The 16,900-nt window shown below is 52.8% G+C and carries 11 protein-coding genes; 5 read left to right on the top strand and 6 right to left on the bottom strand.

Annotated elements, in window-relative coordinates:
- Positions 1 to 40: 40 nt before the first annotated feature.
- Positions 41 to 1,876 carry an S-layer homology domain-containing protein gene (locus PJDR2_RS01430; protein WP_012772253.1) on the bottom strand — a complete coding sequence of 612 codons (1,836 nt, stop codon included), beginning with the start codon at positions 1,874 to 1,876 and terminating at the stop codon, positions 41 to 43.
- A 20-nt stretch (positions 1,877 to 1,896) separates the two neighbouring features.
- The gene (locus PJDR2_RS01425; protein ID WP_012772252.1) at positions 1,897 to 5,355 is read right to left on the bottom strand and encodes an Ig-like domain-containing protein; all 3,459 of its coding nucleotides are present in this window, start codon (positions 5,353 to 5,355) and stop codon (positions 1,897 to 1,899) included.
- Positions 5,356 to 5,639: 284 nt separating this feature from the next.
- On the opposite strand from PJDR2_RS01425, the gene PJDR2_RS01420 reads away from it, so the two are divergent.
- Positions 5,640 to 6,926 carry a WD40/YVTN/BNR-like repeat-containing protein gene (locus PJDR2_RS01420; protein WP_012772251.1) on the top strand — a complete coding sequence of 429 codons (1,287 nt, stop codon included), beginning with the start codon at positions 5,640 to 5,642 and terminating at the stop codon, positions 6,924 to 6,926.
- An 87-nt stretch (positions 6,927 to 7,013) separates the two neighbouring features.
- Here PJDR2_RS01420 and PJDR2_RS01415 read toward each other — a convergent pair whose 3' ends face one another.
- The 3 genes from PJDR2_RS01415 to PJDR2_RS01405 all read right to left on the bottom strand — a co-directional run bounded on the left by PJDR2_RS01415 (position 7,014) and on the right by PJDR2_RS01405 (position 12,428).
- On the bottom strand, positions 7,014 to 7,613 hold the full coding sequence (locus tag PJDR2_RS01415; RefSeq protein WP_012772250.1) for a glycerol-3-phosphate acyltransferase: 600 nt from the start codon (positions 7,611 to 7,613) through the stop codon (positions 7,014 to 7,016).
- Entirely contained in the window at positions 7,610 to 8,710 is a 1,101-nt protein-coding gene (locus PJDR2_RS01410) for a glycosyltransferase (protein ID WP_012772249.1), read from the bottom strand. The genes PJDR2_RS01415 and PJDR2_RS01410 overlap by 4 nt, the downstream gene beginning before the upstream one ends.
- 1,180 nt (positions 8,711 to 9,890) lie before the next feature.
- Complete coding sequence (locus PJDR2_RS01405; protein ID WP_012772247.1) at positions 9,891 to 12,428, bottom strand: beta-mannosidase; 2,538 nt, start codon at positions 12,426 to 12,428, stop codon at positions 9,891 to 9,893.
- A gap of 183 nt (positions 12,429 to 12,611) precedes the next feature.
- Here PJDR2_RS01405 and PJDR2_RS01400 point away from each other — a divergent pair, with 183 nt between their 5' ends.
- Genes PJDR2_RS01400 through PJDR2_RS01390 form a run of 3 tightly spaced genes read left to right on the top strand, consistent with a single transcriptional unit; the run spans position 12,612 to position 15,310 of the window.
- Positions 12,612 to 14,117 carry a sensor histidine kinase gene (locus PJDR2_RS01400; RefSeq protein WP_012772246.1) on the top strand — a complete coding sequence of 502 codons (1,506 nt, stop codon included), beginning with the start codon at positions 12,612 to 12,614 and terminating at the stop codon, positions 14,115 to 14,117.
- The gene (locus PJDR2_RS01395) at positions 14,114 to 14,812 is read left to right on the top strand and encodes a response regulator transcription factor (RefSeq protein WP_012772245.1); all 699 of its coding nucleotides are present in this window, start codon (positions 14,114 to 14,116) and stop codon (positions 14,810 to 14,812) included. Before PJDR2_RS01400 ends, PJDR2_RS01395 begins: the two co-directional genes overlap by 4 nt.
- 18 nt (positions 14,813 to 14,830) lie before the next feature.
- Complete coding sequence (locus tag PJDR2_RS01390) at positions 14,831 to 15,310, top strand: hypothetical protein (protein WP_012772244.1); 480 nt, start codon at positions 14,831 to 14,833, stop codon at positions 15,308 to 15,310.
- Positions 15,311 to 15,339: 29 nt separating this feature from the next.
- Here PJDR2_RS01390 and PJDR2_RS01385 read toward each other — a convergent pair whose 3' ends face one another.
- The gene (locus PJDR2_RS01385; protein WP_012772243.1) at positions 15,340 to 15,849 is read right to left on the bottom strand and encodes a GNAT family N-acetyltransferase; all 510 of its coding nucleotides are present in this window, start codon (positions 15,847 to 15,849) and stop codon (positions 15,340 to 15,342) included.
- A gap of 134 nt (positions 15,850 to 15,983) precedes the next feature.
- Here PJDR2_RS01385 and PJDR2_RS01380 point away from each other — a divergent pair, with 134 nt between their 5' ends.
- Positions 15,984 to 16,838: a LysR family transcriptional regulator gene (locus tag PJDR2_RS01380; RefSeq protein WP_012772242.1), complete on the top strand. Its 855-nt coding sequence runs from the start codon at positions 15,984 to 15,986 to the stop codon at positions 16,836 to 16,838.
- Positions 16,839 to 16,900 lie beyond the last annotated feature (62 nt).

Raw genomic sequence — 16,900 nt, 5'->3', positions numbered from 1 at the left:
CCAGCCAAGTGAGCCGAGGGATAGTTTTTTTCTTATCTGCTTAGGAGTTAATAAGTCCGGCTGCAACCAGCACACGCTTCATGATTACGGCCGATTCCGCGCGGGTAATCGGCTGCTTCGGCAGAAGCTTGCCGTTTGTTCCTTTTACAATGCCTTGCTTTGCTCCTGATGCTACCGCCGCAAGCGCCCAGCTGTCGATGTTCTTCTTATCGTTGAACGGGCTGATGAGCCCTGCGGTTTCGCTGGCCGAAGCTTGTACCAGACCGGTTATGGCGGAAGACCGGTTAATCATCACGATCGCTTCTTGACGGGAGATGGATGCATTCGGATGGAAGCTTCCGTCCGAATATCCCGTAATAAGACCGTATGATACGGCATTCACAACCGCGTCATGGTACCATGCTGTCGCACCCACGTCGCGGAAGGATACTTTGGTATCGTCCTTGGGAGCATGAATGCCGAGCGCCCGCAGTAAAATCGCGGTGAATTCCGCCCGCGTTACCGAGCGGTCCGGCGCAAAGCGGTCTGCGGATACGCCCTGGATCACCATGCGGGATGCCAGATCGTTAATGTCGGCCTTGGCCCAATGATTCGTAACATCGGCAAAGGTTTTGGAATGCCATACCACCGCATACGTGCTGTTCGTCAAGCTGTTGATCTGCGCGTAGTAGTGACCCTCCGACTGCGTAATGACGGTAGGTACATGCGTAATCGTACCGTCGCCTGCCATCACAACTCCAGTCGTGATATGGGATGGATCAACGCCGTCCGGAATCGCTATCGTGCGGTTCACGTAATTCGAGAAACGGTCGATCGTAACCGATTTGCCTCTGTAGCTTGCCGTAACTTCAAACTGAACCGGCGTGGCGATAAGATCCGCCTCACTGTTAGCGGCGGCTTGCTCAACGCTTTGTTTATCCTTCATGACCGATATGGTCACTTGAATCTTAATATCCTGCAAAGCCGTCCCCGCACCCAATTGTCCGGCAACCTGATCGATATTCAGCTGCGAAGCAGACAATGTATAGCTGGCCTGATTGGTCTGGATGACAAGCGATGCAGCCCTATTCTCCATCAGCTTGACCAGCTGTCCGTTTAGCTCGCCAACGACGACTTCGCGGCTGCCTTCCACCGGAAGCGTCAACGTCTTGATCTGATTCTGTTGCAGCTGCTCGGCAACCTTCTCATTATCCACGCTGATAGTCGTAACAACCCGGCCATTAACGACAACGCTTGACAGCGTAGCCGATTCGCCCTGCTCCTTGCCGTCCACAATCACCTTTACTTTACCGGTATCGATCGGCAGATTTGGATACACCGTAATCTCGCCTTCCGTTACCGCCACAGGCAAAGTGTGCATATCCCCGTCCGTAAAGGTCAGGCTGGCGGGATCTTCCGCATCGACAGTCAGCGTCTGCTTAGCGGATTCGGAGCCGGGTTTTGCTTTCACTTGTATCGTAAACAGCTGTTTAGCCTCGTTAATCAACCGGTCGCCGCCCGTTGTATCCACCCAAATAACGCGAAGCCATCCGTTTTCCTGGTCAAAGTTGGAGACAAAGCAGCCTTCCTGCGATTCGCTGCATGTCTCCGTATTCGCGTCGCCGTATTTCGGCTTAACGCTAATGATTTCGAGGGCTTTGGGGTCGTAATTGAGCTGGACGTTATACGAGCCGATTCCTCTTTCCGGCTGCTTGATCGATACCGGAACATCCACTGTCCCGCCGGTATTAACCGATACGTCGCCAATCTTCAGCTGGACCGGCACGCCTGCCGAAGCCTGCGCGCGGGTGCTGCCAAAGGACAATCCGCCCAGCAGCAGGGTAAGGGCCAGTACAAACATTAAGTAAGGTTTAGTCATCTTCTGTTGTAAGGTCATGATAAGCCTCCAAGGTGGTATTATGGCGTGTGTTTGCCCATGAACTGAAAGGAATTAGCTGGATAGGTGTCCCATTGATCGCTGTCAAACTCTATAGACGCACCGTTCACCCCGGATTTTCGGACAAGGGTTTTAGGACTGTCTAATAAACCGCCTGTACCTGTCTCGTTCGGATCACCCAATACATCAATCACCTGATCGCCCTTTTTCAGAACAATCCCTTTCAGAATGCGGTTGGCACCTTGGTTGAATTGAACTTCTTCGTTGTAATACGTTGTATGAGTGACATCAAAGAAACTATAGAATGCTCGGTCGATATAAATATAAACCGTGTTTTTATACGCCGGCGCAGTAAGCTTCTCACTGCTAACGACGGTTGTATGGCTTACCGTGTCATAGTGATAAAGCCACAGCGAGTACGTTTCCCCGGTAACAGGATTGCTGCCCGGAGCCCGCTCCGGATAATACAGCTCGACAGCCATGTCGTAAGCCCCCGTACCCTTCAAAAACTCTGAAATGTACATCTCCGGCACGATTTCAACCGAAGTTGTCTTGAAGGCAAAGGCGTTGACCGTTTTGTTCCCGATCAGGCTGGCATCCACGAAAGCTCCCGCTTCGACCACCGCATAATACTCCGTATTAGCCGTGAAAGCATTATGCTGAATCGTGACGGTTGAACCGTTCACGGATACCTTGGATCCGTCAGCCGCATCTATCGTCTGGACAATGCTGTTATCGGATTTTTTGTAGATCGTAATCTTTTTCCCTGCTGCAGCCGTAATGTTCTTGTCAAAGGTCATTGTAAGCGGATCCGCCTTTTTCACCTTGGTTGCTCCCGCTGCAGGAACCGTGCTGATTATATCCGGCTCAACCTCCGCCTTAATCGTCAGGTTCTGCGAGGTAATCGCCTGACCGCTTGCGACAGCCGAAGATAATGCGGTAACCGAGAAATCCGTAATATCCGCATCAAAATCCGTTCCGTCGTAATCGAACATGACATAAGCCGATCCATCAGGAAATACTCCCGCACCGATAATCGATAAGCCCGCCGGTGCATGGTTCAAGACAAAATCATCGTCATCCGCATCAGCCAGGAATGTATCTCCGTCAAGCGTCAGCGTTACGAAAGCTCCGGAATTTAATTCGCTTTCTAAGAGCGGCACACCAGGGTCTTCGACAGCCAGCATTTCACGAGTATCCTTTGACGTAAAATTCCAATCCGTGATCCCCGCAAAGCCGTTTCCTGCCGCATCTTTCACTGTTCCCGCTTCAATCTGAATAATATAACCTTTCAACGCATCAAACGGGGCATGCTGAATCGTCAGCGTGTCGCCGTTAACCGATACCTCCGAATCGCTGCCAAAGGTATAAACGGCAAACTCGGTTTGATCCTTGGCATTAACAATCTTCACCGTCTTGCCGTTAACCGGTATAACCGGTTCACTGAACGTAACGGTAAGCTCATCCGAGAGCTCTACGCCCGTACCATTATCCGTAGGATTCAAGCTGCTCACAACCGGCGCTATCGTATCCGGCGTGGAGAAATTCCATGCCAATATTCCTTGCAGTCCGGCATAGACGTTACCGGCCGCATCCCTGAAGGCTCCCGCATCGATTTCTACATAGAAATCAGCACCGTCGGCCAGGTTCGGGTTAAGCAGCGTTACTGTATCGCCATTAATCTGAACGGCACTTGTGTCTGTGACGTTATAAGTCTTGATCAGACTGTTGCCGGAAGCCCGGTAAATACGCACGGTCTTGCCGTTTACCGCCTGTACGGACTCCGAGAATACCATCGAGATCGAAGCCGTCCGGTCTACGCCTGAAGCGTCATCGGCCGGCGTTGTTGCCTGAAGAACAGGCGCTATCGTATCCGGCGTGGCGAACGACCAATCCGTACCGTTGATTCCCGCAAAATCATTACCGCTAAGGTCGGTCAACGCCCCCGCCTCCACTTCGATGGAATAGGACGTCGTCTCGGCCAAGCCCGGATTATGAATCGTCACCGACTTGCCGCTGATCGTCACTTTCGTTGTATCCGCAGCGTCATAGGAGACAAGCTCGCTTTGATCTGCGTTAAGAATCGTTATTTTTTTACCGCTAACCGCCTGTACGTTCTCATCCAGCGTCAAGGTGAAGCTCGAGGCTTTATTGGCGTCTGCCGCTCCGTTCACAGGAGATAACGCAGCCGTAACCGGTCCTTCCGTATCTACGGTTGTAAAGCCCCAGCCCGAGCTGCCGGAAATACCTTCAAACGGATTGCCAACAAGATCGGTAAAGGCGCCTGCTTCAATCGTGACGTAATAAGCCGTTGCATTGCCAAGACCCGGATTGACAAGAACAGCCGCATTGCCCGTAACTGTCACTTTCGAAGGATCCGATGCCAGGTAGGTAGTCACCATCTGATTGTCCGACGCACGGTATATATGTATGCTTTTGCCTGCTGCCGCTTTGATTGGCTCATTAAAATCTATCCGCAGCTGCTCGGTCCGGCTTGCGGCATTCGAAAGAACAACCGGCGTCGTTCCTGTTACGACAGGCGGCGAAGTATCCGGAACGGTCCCGGTTGTGCCTATTTGTACGGCAGAGCCTGCTGCCCCGCGCGAATCTACCGGTACAACCTCGAAGAAGAGATAATGGTCGACATCAACGTCCTTTACGGTATAGGCCGTGGTAACTTCACCGGGAATCGGCGTCTTATCGGAGCCGTCTGCCAGCGTACCGCGGTACCATTGATAGAGCGAGGTTCCTTCCCCGTCATTCTCCGGATCGGCATAACGGTAGCCGCCGGTTAATGTGCTGCCTGTATGCACGGTGCCTGTAACGGCAATTCGGTCAGCCGAAGGCGCATCATTGCTGTCCTTCAGATCGGCAATAAACTTTACTCCGCCCGTTGCCGGCGTCTTGCCGACATAGCTGTTCATCAGAACGGTTGCGTCGGCCGTCGTAATGACGCCGTCGCGGTTGACGTCGAGCCTATTTTTCTCTTGATCCGTTATGGGAAGCTTGGAATTAATCACTTTATAGATGTACAGCACGTCGGCTGAGGTTAATAGACCGTCCCCCGTTGTATCTCCAAGGAGAGTTACGTTCAGATCTACGTAATCGGTTAAAGCAAGCGAGGTAGAATCACTGCCCGTGATCGCAAGACGGGTAACTCCAGGCTCTTTGACACGGACTTCAATTCGGCCATTAGCCGTTGTAGCAGTTGCCACATTAGACTTGCTCGAAGAGGCTGTTACGGTAACCGGACCCGTAAACTGCGGGAATACTCCGCTAACGTCAAAGCTGAAAGAGTCTCCGTTCACCGCCATGCCGGCATTCAGCCACCCGTTATCTCCCGTAACCGGCGTCAACACCGTATTGACCGGCTCTGCATGTACGGCTTGTCCACCGACAAGCGGCACCGTAAGCAGGAAAGCCGATAAGGCGCAAGCTGCTTTCTTCGGAAGACTAGAGTTATTCATTCGTACGTTCATGTCATCATCGTTCCCTTCCTGATGTTTGGACTCTACGCTGCGAACGAAGAAAGACTAATGAACTATTTTTTCGCACCTTTATATGAGTCTTTATCCCTACATTTCGACGTTATTTTCCAAAATCCTTTATATAGAGACACGAAATCCCACATTTGATTGTCGAATCTCCCCTACCGAATGACTAAATTACTTTATTACTAAAATTCCCTGCAACTCTGCAGAAACATGGTTCGTCTAAGGGGAGGAAGGTTAAGCTATTAATAAAAAACCAGGCGGTGAACATCATGAAAAAAATCAGCACCCTTGTTTTACTGGTAACGCTCAGTTTGACCCTGCTTATGGCAGGCTGTTCGAAGGCTGATAACTCGGCCAATACACCATCGTCAAACAACCCCACCAACCAGACGTCAAACTCTAACAATACGGATACAGGCTCGACGAATACGAGCACGAATGCGCCTAGCACGGAACCGGAGGACACTTCCTCGCAGCAGCCAGGCAATAACGGAGGCAGCACTTCCGAGAATCCGACTCCGATCAGCACTAATGAGCAAACCGCTCAGATCGGCAATGTTACGGCACTTCGTCTTGCCGATTCGAAGGCGGGCTGGGTAGCCGGCAACGGTCAAATCGCAAGAACCGATGACGGCGGCGCACATTGGAGACTTCAATATTCCGGCAGCAAGCCGATTAATCAGATTTTTGCCCTTAGCAGCAATAAAGTGTGGGCAACAATTGGCGACAGCAATGCCAAAAGCCTGATTCTCATTCAATCGACTAACGGCGGCAAATCATGGACGAAGGCTGGTACTGTGCCTAATCATGGCTTCCTCCATTTTACGAATGACAAAACGGCCTTCAGCGGCAATGCAATGACCAAAGACGGCGGCAAAACGTGGACGGAGCTGCAGACGCCGGGCAAAGAGATCGGCGAAGTTTACTTCCATGACGTGAACAACGGCTGGGCTGTGCAAGTGGTGAACGGCCGACTTCTCTTCATGCATACCGGAAACGGCGGCAAGACTTGGAATACCGTGATGACGCGCAAAACCGAAGCAGCGCCTAACGACGTGATCATCCGTTCTACAGCGGCAAACGATGCTTGGATTGAGCTTATCGGAGACTCCGGCATGTCCCAGACCTCCTACTCGCTGTTCCATACGGCAGACGGCGGCAAAACATGGCTCCCGGCAATCGTGAAGAACGGGGCAGGCTCCGGTCCGGCACCAGGCTTTACGATGGACGATGCATCGGTTCCTAAAGGCATGACCAGCTCAGCGCCCGGCACCTTGTATGTCGTAAATCCGCAAACCGCGATTATGGGCGGACAATGTTCAGCTTGCGACAAACCAAACACCATCATGAAAACTACGGACGGCGGCAAGCACTGGACAATCGGCAAGTCTGAATTCACGGGTTACGGCACGCAATTTATTGGCGCATCGGATGCCAGCCATATCTGGTTCATCACGACGGACGCAACCAATGCAGCCGTGCTGAATACATCCTCCGACGGAGGCAAGACCTGGCATAAGGCCTTTACTTTCAAAAAGCCGCAGGCTCAAAAATAAAAGTTCACACTTATAAACACTTAGAATGTGGCAAAAAAGCCCTTCTGCATTTCTGCAGAGGGGCATTGCTTTTTTTCTTATAGCAACTCAGTTCGTGTCCTTAACGCCTATCAGCTCTTTCCGGTGCGAATAGGCCAGCAGAAGAAAGTTAATCAACCCGAGAAGTACATATGGCCAGGAATAATTGTCCAGCACCAGATAGATGGATAAGAGCAGCATCCCCAGCACAACGTGAAAGGCGTCGGTTTCCGAGGAGATAGGTCTGCCCTTGCTCAGCCGTCTGGATACCAATAGCAGCATCGCCAAAATAACTGCATACGCAAGAGATGCCGCAAAGCCGGTAAGGCCGCTCCAGACGCCAAAGGTTACGGCAATTGCCTTGCCGCCCCTCCAGCCGGTAAACGGAGAGAATATATGGCCAAGGATAGCCGCCGCCGCGGGAAAAATAATACCGAAACCGGTAACCGAGTCGCCGTGTTGCATCAGGGCCATCGGCAGGTAACCCTTTGCAAAATCCAGCACAATGCCGGCAAGGCCATAACCGTATCCCGCTGCCTTCCACAAGTTAATTGCGCCTGGATTGCCGTCTCCGTAGGTTTTCAGATTAAGCTTCTTTATTCTGCCGATCCAATACGAGAACATCAAGGAACCCGCCAGAAACGCTAATGCCGTCCATCCGATGATCATGGATTGCCACGCCCCCCTACCTCAATGCTTCTGCCCTTCCAGGCCACCTTCCGCAGAAACACCACCTGATACAGTGAATAAAGCATAATGTACAAGAAGAAGACGGTGCTTAATAGATGAATGGCAGGAAGCCAGATTCCGAAGCGCCCCGTATAATGGACAAAATAATAAATCTGCAGCGTGTAGACCACATAACCGACGGCGAGGGGCACCAAGGCGGACGTTCCAATGACAAAAGGAGCCGCTTCCGCCGCAATCAGCCCGATCAGCCAGACGGCTACGAGCAATGTTGTCCGGATATGCAGCTTGCTTGTGCTGAGCACCGCTCCTTTGCTGAAGCCCTGAATTTCGCTCTTGATTCCTCCAGGATACATGCGGAAGGACACCACGCCCCGGCCGATGAAATTCTTCACTTTCACTCCGGCCTGAATAAACCGCGCTCCCAGGTTCAGATCGTCAAGCACCTCGCCTTTGACGCTCTCATGCCCTTTCGCTTGCTCGTAATCCTCTCTTGTGGCGAGAATAAAGGAACCGTACAAGCCTTTATCCGGGTTTGTCCGCTCCATGGGAGACGTAAAGGCAAATAAGCCAAGCAGGTTTGGGATAAGCGCCAGACGCTCGTAAAATTTTTCCGCTACGTGAAAAGGAACAACCGAGATGACCCCTCCCTCCTTCTCTCTCACAGCCAGCAGGGAACGTACCGCATCGGGCGCCAGGCGGACATCCGCATCCAAAAACAGAATCAGATCACCCTCGGCCTGCAGATAACCGTTCCATACCGCCCAGTTCTTGCCTGTCCATCCGGACGGGAGCTCCGGGTTCGAGACGACTTTTACGCCGTAGCTCTCCGCGATGGCCTTCGTGCGGTCCTCCGAATGATCGTCTACCACAATAATCTCAAACGGTTTATAGGACTGAGTCTTAAGGGAACCCAGCAAAAAAGGCAAATTTCCCTCTTCGTTACGGGCTGGAATAATAACCGACAGCTTCCTTTCCTGAAAGGGACCTTCGCTGCTGACAGGCACCGTATTTCTTCGGAATAGCACAAACCCCATGGCTGAGGCGCATACGAGTAAGGCTGTGATCAATACCCCCATGTCTCACACCCCCCAATAAGCTTATATAGCAAATATATGGCTTTGGCGGTCGTTCTAAGAACGTTTATCTGCCCGGGCGGCAGGCTTGATCCATTAAATTTTTATAAAAGCCTGTAATCTACGCCTCTTGGCAGCCGAACATTCAGGAGGTTAACGGGAGACCCGCTTCCTTCAGAACCACCGCGATGACGTCGCGAAGCGGCCCTTCGTTTTTCACAAATAGTATCCGCAAGTCGAGCTCCCCTGTGCATGACGAACCTTAAAGAAGAAGCTGGAAGACTTAACTTCCATGCCTGCGGCTGCTTCGGCGCATGAGACTGCCACTTCGGCGGCTTTAAGGTCCCCTAAGGACCTTAACCGTCTAACTAGCTACTCCTTTCGCTAGCTTAAGGTCCCTTAGGGACCTTAAGTTTCATGCCAGCGCCTGCTTTGGTGCATGAGACTGCCACTTCGGCGGCTTTAAGGTCCCTTAGGGACCTTAAGTTCCATGCCAGTGCCTGCTTTGGTGCACGAGACTGCCGCTTCGGCGGCTTTAAGGTCCCTTAAGGACCTTAACCGTCTAACTAGCTACTCTTTTCACTAAATTAAGGTCCCTTAGGGACCTTAAGTTCCATGCCAGTGCTTGCTTCGGCGCACGAGACTGCCACTTCGGCAACTTTAAGGTCCCCCAAGGACCTTAACCGTCTAACTAGCTACTCTTTTCGCTAGCTTAAGGTCCCTAAGGGACCTTAAGTTCCATGCCAGTGCTTGCTTCGGCGCATGAGACTGCCACTTCAGCGGCTTTAAGGTCCCTTAGGGACCTTAACCGTCTAACTAGCTACTCCTTTCGCTAGCTTAAGGTCCCTAAGGGACCTTAAGTTCCATGCCAGTGCTTGCTTCGGCGCACGAGACTGCCACTCCAGCATCGATAAGACCCTGCTGGGGTCTTATCGAGTGGCTTTCTTCCGTTCTTGCCATGCTTAAGACCCTCTCAGGGTCTTATCTTGCTGCATACCACCCGTTTCGGCACCAAATTGTGCTATTGCGAATCAATAAGACCCTAGCGGGGTCTTATTGATTATTCTCCACCGATTCCCGTGCCACATAAGACCCTGCCAGGGTCTTATGTGCGTCCTCCGACGGTCAACAAAAAAGATGCCCCCTTGCCAAAGCAGCAAGGGGGCATCTTAATTTTTACTTATTACTTCGCGTAGTTAAACATCGACTGCACGGTTACCTTCCCTGGCGATGAAGGGACGAACAACACTTGGTCTGCCGCTTTTTTCTTGAACTGTACCGTTACGGGGACCCCCGGAATCAAGTCGAAGAAGTTATCCGTAAAGATTCCTTCCTCCTCCGCTTGCACCCAGACCTGCTTGGCCAGCCGCTTAGCCGTTAATACAAATGCCGTTCCTTCGCTGCCGGCAACTTCTTCCACCGCAATCTCAGGATCCGTAAGCGCAAGTTCCTTCGTGTAGACAAAATAGTGCTTGGAGCTTGCCAGCTCCCGGCCAGCCTGAATCAGTCGTCCGGCCAGTACCGTTCCGTTAGGATTAAACTCTCCAAGCTGTTCGGCCGACAGGGAGAGAACCAGCTTAGCCGAGCGGGCGCCAACGGCAATCGTCTCGGAGCCCGACTTCAGCAGGCAGCCGTCCAGCTCATGCAGGCTCCATTCCAGCACGGCGTCAATAGACTGTCCGAGGTCGGATACCACATGGAAGTTCGTCACGTCGTCCTTCTGGTCGAAGGACAAGAGAACATCGGCGAAGCTATTCTTGATCAGGTATTGAGCGGCCTTCCATCTGCCGTAGTAATCCATGCTTGCCCAAGACGCAACCGGCCAGCAGTCATTGATCTGCCAATATAACGATCCCATGCAATAATCCATGCTCCGGCGGTGAGCCTCAATCGCCTGCTTCATCGCTTCAGCCTGCAGCACTTGGCTGATATAGAGGAAGGAAGGGAAATCCTTCGGCTGCTTCATATACCGGTCCGCATAATCCTTGATCAGGAAGTTGCCCCGGCCATTCTTCTGATGATGCAGCATCACTTCGGAGTCCAGCGCCATATCCTTCTCTTCCGCATAAGCACGCACGGTCTTGTATTCCGGGAAGGACTGGAAGCCGTACTCGCTCATGAAGCGTCCGATATTCTGGTTATACTGCTCGAACGGCTCTTGGGCATGCCATACCGCCCAATAATGGATATCGCCATGCGAGGAGCTGTTAGTCGCATGCTGCTCGCTATTGCCCGTCTGGCGCTGCATCGGCGATGACGGCCAGTATTCAATATCCGGCGCCATAGCCGCCACAACCTCCGGCAGCACCTGATGGAAGACAGCCTCGTAATCCGCCCAGATTTGCTCCCGCTGCTCGGCGGTGTACAGCTGCTTCCAGCCCCAGCCGCTGTTCTCGGCATATTGGGACCAAGCCGTGTCAATCTCGTTGTTGCCGCACCATAACGCGATGCTTGGATGGTTGCGCAGACGGCGCACATTGTCCTCCGCCTCCGCGCGCACGCTGCCCAGGAACGCTTCATCGCCGGGGTACATGCTGCAGGCAAACATAAAGTCCTGCCACACCAGAAGCCCGTTCTGATCGCATAATTCGTAGAAAATATCCTGCTCGTAGATCCCCCCGCCCCATACGCGGAGCATATTAAAGTTCGATTCCACCGCGCTTGCAATCTCGTGGCGGTAACGTTCATCGGTCACCTCACTGAAGAAGCTGTCGCTTGGAATATGGTTAGCGCCTTTCGCGAAGACCGGAATACCATTCACCTCGAAGTAGAACGACGAGCCCCGCTCGTCCGGCTTGCGAATCAGCTTCACGCAGCGAAGACCTGTCACAGCGGAAGCTTGAGCCAGCTCCTCCTGCTCTTGCGAGAGAGCAGCTGTAAACGCATACAAATGAGGCTCTCCAAGACCGCGCGACCACCAAAGCTTCGGCTGTTCAATCGTAAGCGGCCAATCAACCGTTTGCGCGCCACTCTCAAGAACGACCTTGCGGGTCCATTCCTGTCCGTTATCGGTATGAAGCTTTAGCTCAAACTCGCCGCCGCTCTCCGATTCCACCGCAAGCTGAACGGTTAATTTCGCCTCGGCCGCCGTCACTTCATCCTGCTGAATATACAGATCCGTGATTCGCGCGCCGCTCCAGCCTCGCAAATAAACCGGTCTGCCAAGCCCGCTCGTGACAAACCGCGGACCCCAGTCCCAGCCGTAATGATACGGCGCTTTGCGCGAGAATACGCTTACTTTTTTGCCTTCAAGGCCGCCAATAACGGAGTCGTCATTAGGTGCCGGCAAACCGGGACCGTAGGTCTCAAGCTTAGCCAATCCCTCTTCAATCGGGGAGCGGAAGCGAATGTACAGGCGGTTGCCCTTTTCCCGAACATGAGGCTTCGCATCAATCGTCCAGGTGCGGAACATATTGTCCGCCGACAGGATCAGCGCATCGTTCAAATACACGTCCGCGTACGTATCCAGCATCTCGAACACCAGCTCGAGCTTGGCATGCGCAAGCAGTTCGCCCGGGGCGTCGAATACGGATTCGTATTCCCATGCTTTTTTATCAATCCACTGCAGGTCCTTCTCGTTGGTCCCGGCAAACGGCTCGGAAATAAGGCCATTCTTCAGCAGGTCCGTATGCACGCAGCCCGGCACAAAAGCCGGCTTCCACTCCTGCTCTTCGGTATTCTTAAACGTCCAGTTCGAAATCTGCCACTTCAACTCGCTCATTAGAATCCTCCTAAATATAAGGCCATTGCCAATGGTTTTTGCGTAAATGGATGCATTCGACTGTAGTATAACGGAGGTGCGAAACAAATGTATACCACACTAATTTATACTTTTTTCAGGCTTATTTTATAGAAAATTTGAACGGGCAGGCTACAATGATAGAGAAATGAGGTGCATGAGGCAATGTCCATCCGAAAAAAACTGATTTTCTCCTATGCGGCCATGATCGCCGTTCCTATTCTTTTATTTGGACTGACGATCGCGCTGCTCGGGAATCTACTCATAAAAGACGCCCTTCCGGGAGCCGGAGGCGGAGACGGCAAATCCGGGCATTCGTTCCCGCTCAGTTCCATCCGCGATCTGTTTATGGGACGCAGCGAGCTGAGCTCCGGCCTAAAGTTCATCGCCGAGCATGATCCCAAGCTGCTGTCCGACCAAGCATTCCTAACGGATACGGGAGCGAAGCTCGAGGAGGTCGAGTCCGGGATGATTGTCATCCGGAATGACGAAGTAGCGTATGCCTCGCACGGATTGCCCGCCGATAAGATTCTGGCTGACTTGGCTGACGGACATATGAAAGCGGAACATCCCGGTCCGCCAAGCGGCAACCAATGGGACACGATCCCCTTCTTGAGTCCGGACGGTAGCAGCGGCAAGCTGATCATCGTCTCCGATATGAAGCCGGTCGCGGACTTCTTCAAGCGGCTGGTTCCGTTGGTGCTGCTCACCTTGCTGGGAGCACTCATTGTCACCAATGGCCTGCTTACTTACCTTGTCTCGCGAAGCATCATTAAGCCGCTGTATGCCTTGAAGGAAGCAGCCGGCCGGATCCGGGAAGGCGATCTGGATCATCCCATTCAGCTGCGAAGACAGGATGAAATCGGTCAACTTGGGGCGGCTTTTGAAGAAATGCGCGTTCGCCTGCAGGCATCCTTGGGAACCCAGCTTGAGCTTGAGCAAGGCCGTAAAGAGCTGCTCGCGAACATCTCCCATGATCTGAAGACGCCGATAACCGCGATTCAGGGCTGCACCGATTGCCTGCGTGACGGCATTGCCGATACGGAAGAGAAGCGGCAAAAGTACGTGCAAATGATCGCCGGCAAAACGATCGAGATGAACCGGATGATTGAGGAGCTGCAGCTGTATTCGACTCTGGATACGGGCAAGCTGCCTTTCCATTGGGATACGGTTGATTTAACGGCCTATATGATTCAGCTCGTTAACGAATTGCGGCTTGATCCCCGCTTCAGCGGGACGGAGGTTACCTTCATCCCAAGCGCGGGCACGGAGCAGGTCCTTATCCAAGCAGACCGCCAAAAGCTTCACCGCACGCTTATGAATCTGGCCGACAACAGCCTCCAATATATGAAAGGCGAGATAAAAAAACTGGTATTCTCGCTTGATGAAGAGCCTGGCGGCATCTATCTCCTGCAAATACATGACAACGGTGAAGGCATTCCGGCCGATGCTCTGCCCCGCGTATTCGACCGGTTCTTCCGGGCGCAGTCCTCGCGAAGCCCCGGCAAAGGCAACAGCGGACTGGGCCTCGCCATTGTGAAGCAGATTATAGAAGCGCATGGCGGAACCGCAGCGGCTGTCAGCAGGCCAGGTGAAGGAACAACGATACAGCTTCGGTTCCCTTCTTGGAAACAAGACAGGACGAAGCCGGAGAATGGAGGTATACAATGAAACGGATATTGATTATTGAAGATGATCCGGTTATTGCCGAGGTACAGAAGGATTATCTGCTCGCCCATAGCTTTGAGGTCGATATTGCCGAACGCGGCGATTCGGGCCTGGAGATGGAGCTTCGGGGCGAGTATGATCTCATCCTGCTGGATCTGATGCTGCCGTCCATGGACGGTTACGAGGTGTGCAGACGGATTCGCGAAGCAAGCAACGTTCCTATCCTTATCGTGTCGGCTAAGAAGGAAGAGATCGATAAGATCCGCGGCTTTGGGCTTGGGGCGGATGATTACATCCTGAAGCCCTTTGGCCTTGGCGAGCTGGTAGCCCGGGTGAAGGCCCATCTGTCGCGCTATGAACGGCTGGTCGGACAAGGTCATAACGGACAACACCGGGATGAACTGCGGCTGAACGGCATCCGAATCGAGAAGCAGTCCCGCCGGGTGTTCGTGAACGAGCGCGAGGTGTCTTTTACCGCCAAGGAATACGATCTGCTCTTCTATCTCGTCACCCACCCGAACCGTGTCTTTCGAAAAGAGGATCTGTTCGAACAGATTTGGGGAATGGACGCGATCGGCAGCGATCACGCAACGGTTACCGTCCACATCAGCAAGCTGCGGGAGAAGATCGAGCGTGATCCGTCGAAACCTCAATATGTCGAGACGATCTGGGGAGTCGGGTACCGGTTTAATATTTAAGGGGGAGGAATGGAACGCTTGAAAAGAATCACTTTGCAGCAGCGGCGGATCTTACTCCTGCTTCATATTCTTTTTGCGGCGATTATGTTTGGCGTGCAGGTTGCGTTTATTATCCTGGCCTTAACCGCATCCGTTACGGATGATGCCGCCGTGCTGAGGTCCTGCTACACCATTATGCATCTGCTGGCCGATTCCAGCGTACGCGCCTCTACGATTGGCACCACGGTAACCGGCATTGCGCTGTCGGTGCTGACCTCCTGGGGACTGTTCCGTTATTATTGGGTGATCGCCAAAGAGGCGCTTACTCTGCTTGCTATCGGTATCGGCTTTATCGGTTTATACGAATGGACCTTGCGGGGCTTGGACGGCAATGGAAGCCTAACCGTCCATCACACCTGGCTTATCATCGGCATTGCTTTACAAACTATATCCATTATCATCATGTATATTCTGTCCGTGTGGAAGCCGGGCGGCAAACGGAAACCCCCGGCCTTGTAAGGTCCGGGGTTGGTTTTGCTTATCCAGCGTCAGCCGATATTCTTGTAGTACATCATCGTGGCAGCGAGGCTGCCGTCCGCCGATCTCGCAAAGTTCGGTATACGCCCCGCCAGCTGGTAGCCAAGGGACATATACAGCAGATTTGAAGGATCTCCTTCTCTCGTGTCCAATACGAGCAGCGACCGATTCTTCCCGAGGGCAGCCGCTTCCGCTTCCAGCATCAGCTGCCTGGCAATCCCTTTGCGCCGGTACTCCGGATGAGTCATCAGCTTCGCAATCTCCGCTCGGTGTGAGCCGTTCGCCTTGCCGCATAACTGCAGCTGTACCGTGGCCGCAAGATGTCCGTTAACCTTGGCAACAAACAGCATCACCTCCGGATCCGAAACACTCCTCCAATATTCTATCGCTTCCTCTTGGCTGAGCGGCGGCAGGAACCCGACGGATGCCCCGTCCTCCACAACGCGGACAAGCACATCCGCCAGTTCCCGAAGCGAAGTCTCTAACGACGTTAATTGTTCGATAACGATATCATTGCCCATGCTGCTTTCCCTCCATCTTTTTCTTCAAAACTTGCTTATAGACTCATCATAATGGCATGGTTATCATTTGTATAACGAATAATATAGGTTGCTATGATTCATATTTTCAATAGTGAAAGGGCGTTATCGTTCGTATGGATTCTTCGCAGCTTGAAGCGTTTATCGCAATCGCTCATCTCCTTAATTTTACGAAGGCGGCTGAGCATCTTCATATCTCCCAGTCGGCCATAACCGCAAGGATCAAGGCACTAGAGGCAGCGGTCGGCAAAGAGCTGTTCCAGCGGGATAACCGAAACGTCAGCCTGACGCAGGCAGGCATCGCCTTTTACCCTTATGCAGAAAGAATGCTCCGGTTGTTTGAGGAAAGCAGGCTGACACTGTCGGATACGTTCGAGCAATCCGTTGTGATGAGCGGTCCCGGCTCAGTCTGGCACTACCGGTACTTGTCCCGGATTCTCGCCTTCAAGAGCGACAATCCGCAAGTCGCCGTGAAGTTCTTCAGCCATATCGACCCCAGCTATATGGTCCGCGACCTGCTTCTTGATGGTATGGTGCATCTCGCGGTCCGGTTTGATCCGCCCGAGCATCCAAGAGTCACCCGGCAGCTGCTGTTCGAGGATGATCTCCTGCTCGTGTCCAAGCAGCCTAAAGCCGGCGTTGTGCAGCAAGAGGATTTCCGGTCTCCTGATTATTGCCACCTTGCGTGGGGTACCCCTTTTCCGGAGTGGTTCGCCGAGCTTGCAGGTACGGGTTATGTCCCTGCCCTGGAGATCGATCATTCCTCCATTATGCTGACGATTCTGCTGCAAGGGGATCGATTCGGCTTCCTGCCCCGCTCTATTGCGCAGCCTTATCTCGATTCGCACGCTTTGTTCGAGCTCTCTTGTACCGTCAAGGCGCCGTCGATCCGCGCATACGCCACCTATTTAACCGACCAGCTGCAGCACAACAGCGTCAAGCTTGCCCTGCAGATGCTTGGCTTATCGTAATTTTTCTGTCATATGCCTCCACTTCCTCTCATACAATTTGCTGACTGCTTATCCCGGCAAAA

This window comes from Paenibacillus sp. JDR-2 (assembly GCF_000023585.1).
GTDB lineage: Bacteria > Bacillota > Bacilli > Paenibacillales > Paenibacillaceae > Pristimantibacillus.
Note: the sequence above shows the minus strand (reverse complement) of the source record. Positions and strands in the feature narration are given on the sequence as shown.

Excerpts from the sequence above, each read along its gene's own strand:
- PJDR2_RS01410 (WP_012772249.1), bottom strand. The coding sequence starts at position 8,710 with ATGGGGGTATTGATCACAGCCTTACTCGTATGCGCCTCAGCCATGGGG.
- PJDR2_RS01380 (WP_012772242.1), top strand. The coding sequence starts at position 15,984 with ATGGATTCTTCGCAGCTTGAAGCGTTTATCGCAATCGCTCATCTCCTT.
- PJDR2_RS01395 (WP_012772245.1), top strand. The coding sequence starts at position 14,114 with ATGAAACGGATATTGATTATTGAAGATGATCCGGTTATTGCCGAGGTA.
- PJDR2_RS01430 (WP_012772253.1), bottom strand. The coding sequence starts at position 1,876 with ATGACCTTACAACAGAAGATGACTAAACCTTACTTAATGTTTGTACTG.
- PJDR2_RS01420 (WP_012772251.1), top strand. The coding sequence starts at position 5,640 with ATGAAAAAAATCAGCACCCTTGTTTTACTGGTAACGCTCAGTTTGACC.
- PJDR2_RS01415 (WP_012772250.1), bottom strand. The coding sequence starts at position 7,613 with ATGATCATCGGATGGACGGCATTAGCGTTTCTGGCGGGTTCCTTGATG.
- PJDR2_RS01425 (WP_012772252.1), bottom strand. The coding sequence starts at position 5,355 with ATGAACGTACGAATGAATAACTCTAGTCTTCCGAAGAAAGCAGCTTGC.
- PJDR2_RS01400 (WP_012772246.1), top strand. The coding sequence starts at position 12,612 with ATGTCCATCCGAAAAAAACTGATTTTCTCCTATGCGGCCATGATCGCC.
- PJDR2_RS01405 (WP_012772247.1), bottom strand. The coding sequence starts at position 12,428 with ATGAGCGAGTTGAAGTGGCAGATTTCGAACTGGACGTTTAAGAATACC.
- PJDR2_RS01385 (WP_012772243.1), bottom strand. The coding sequence starts at position 15,849 with ATGGGCAATGATATCGTTATCGAACAATTAACGTCGTTAGAGACTTCG.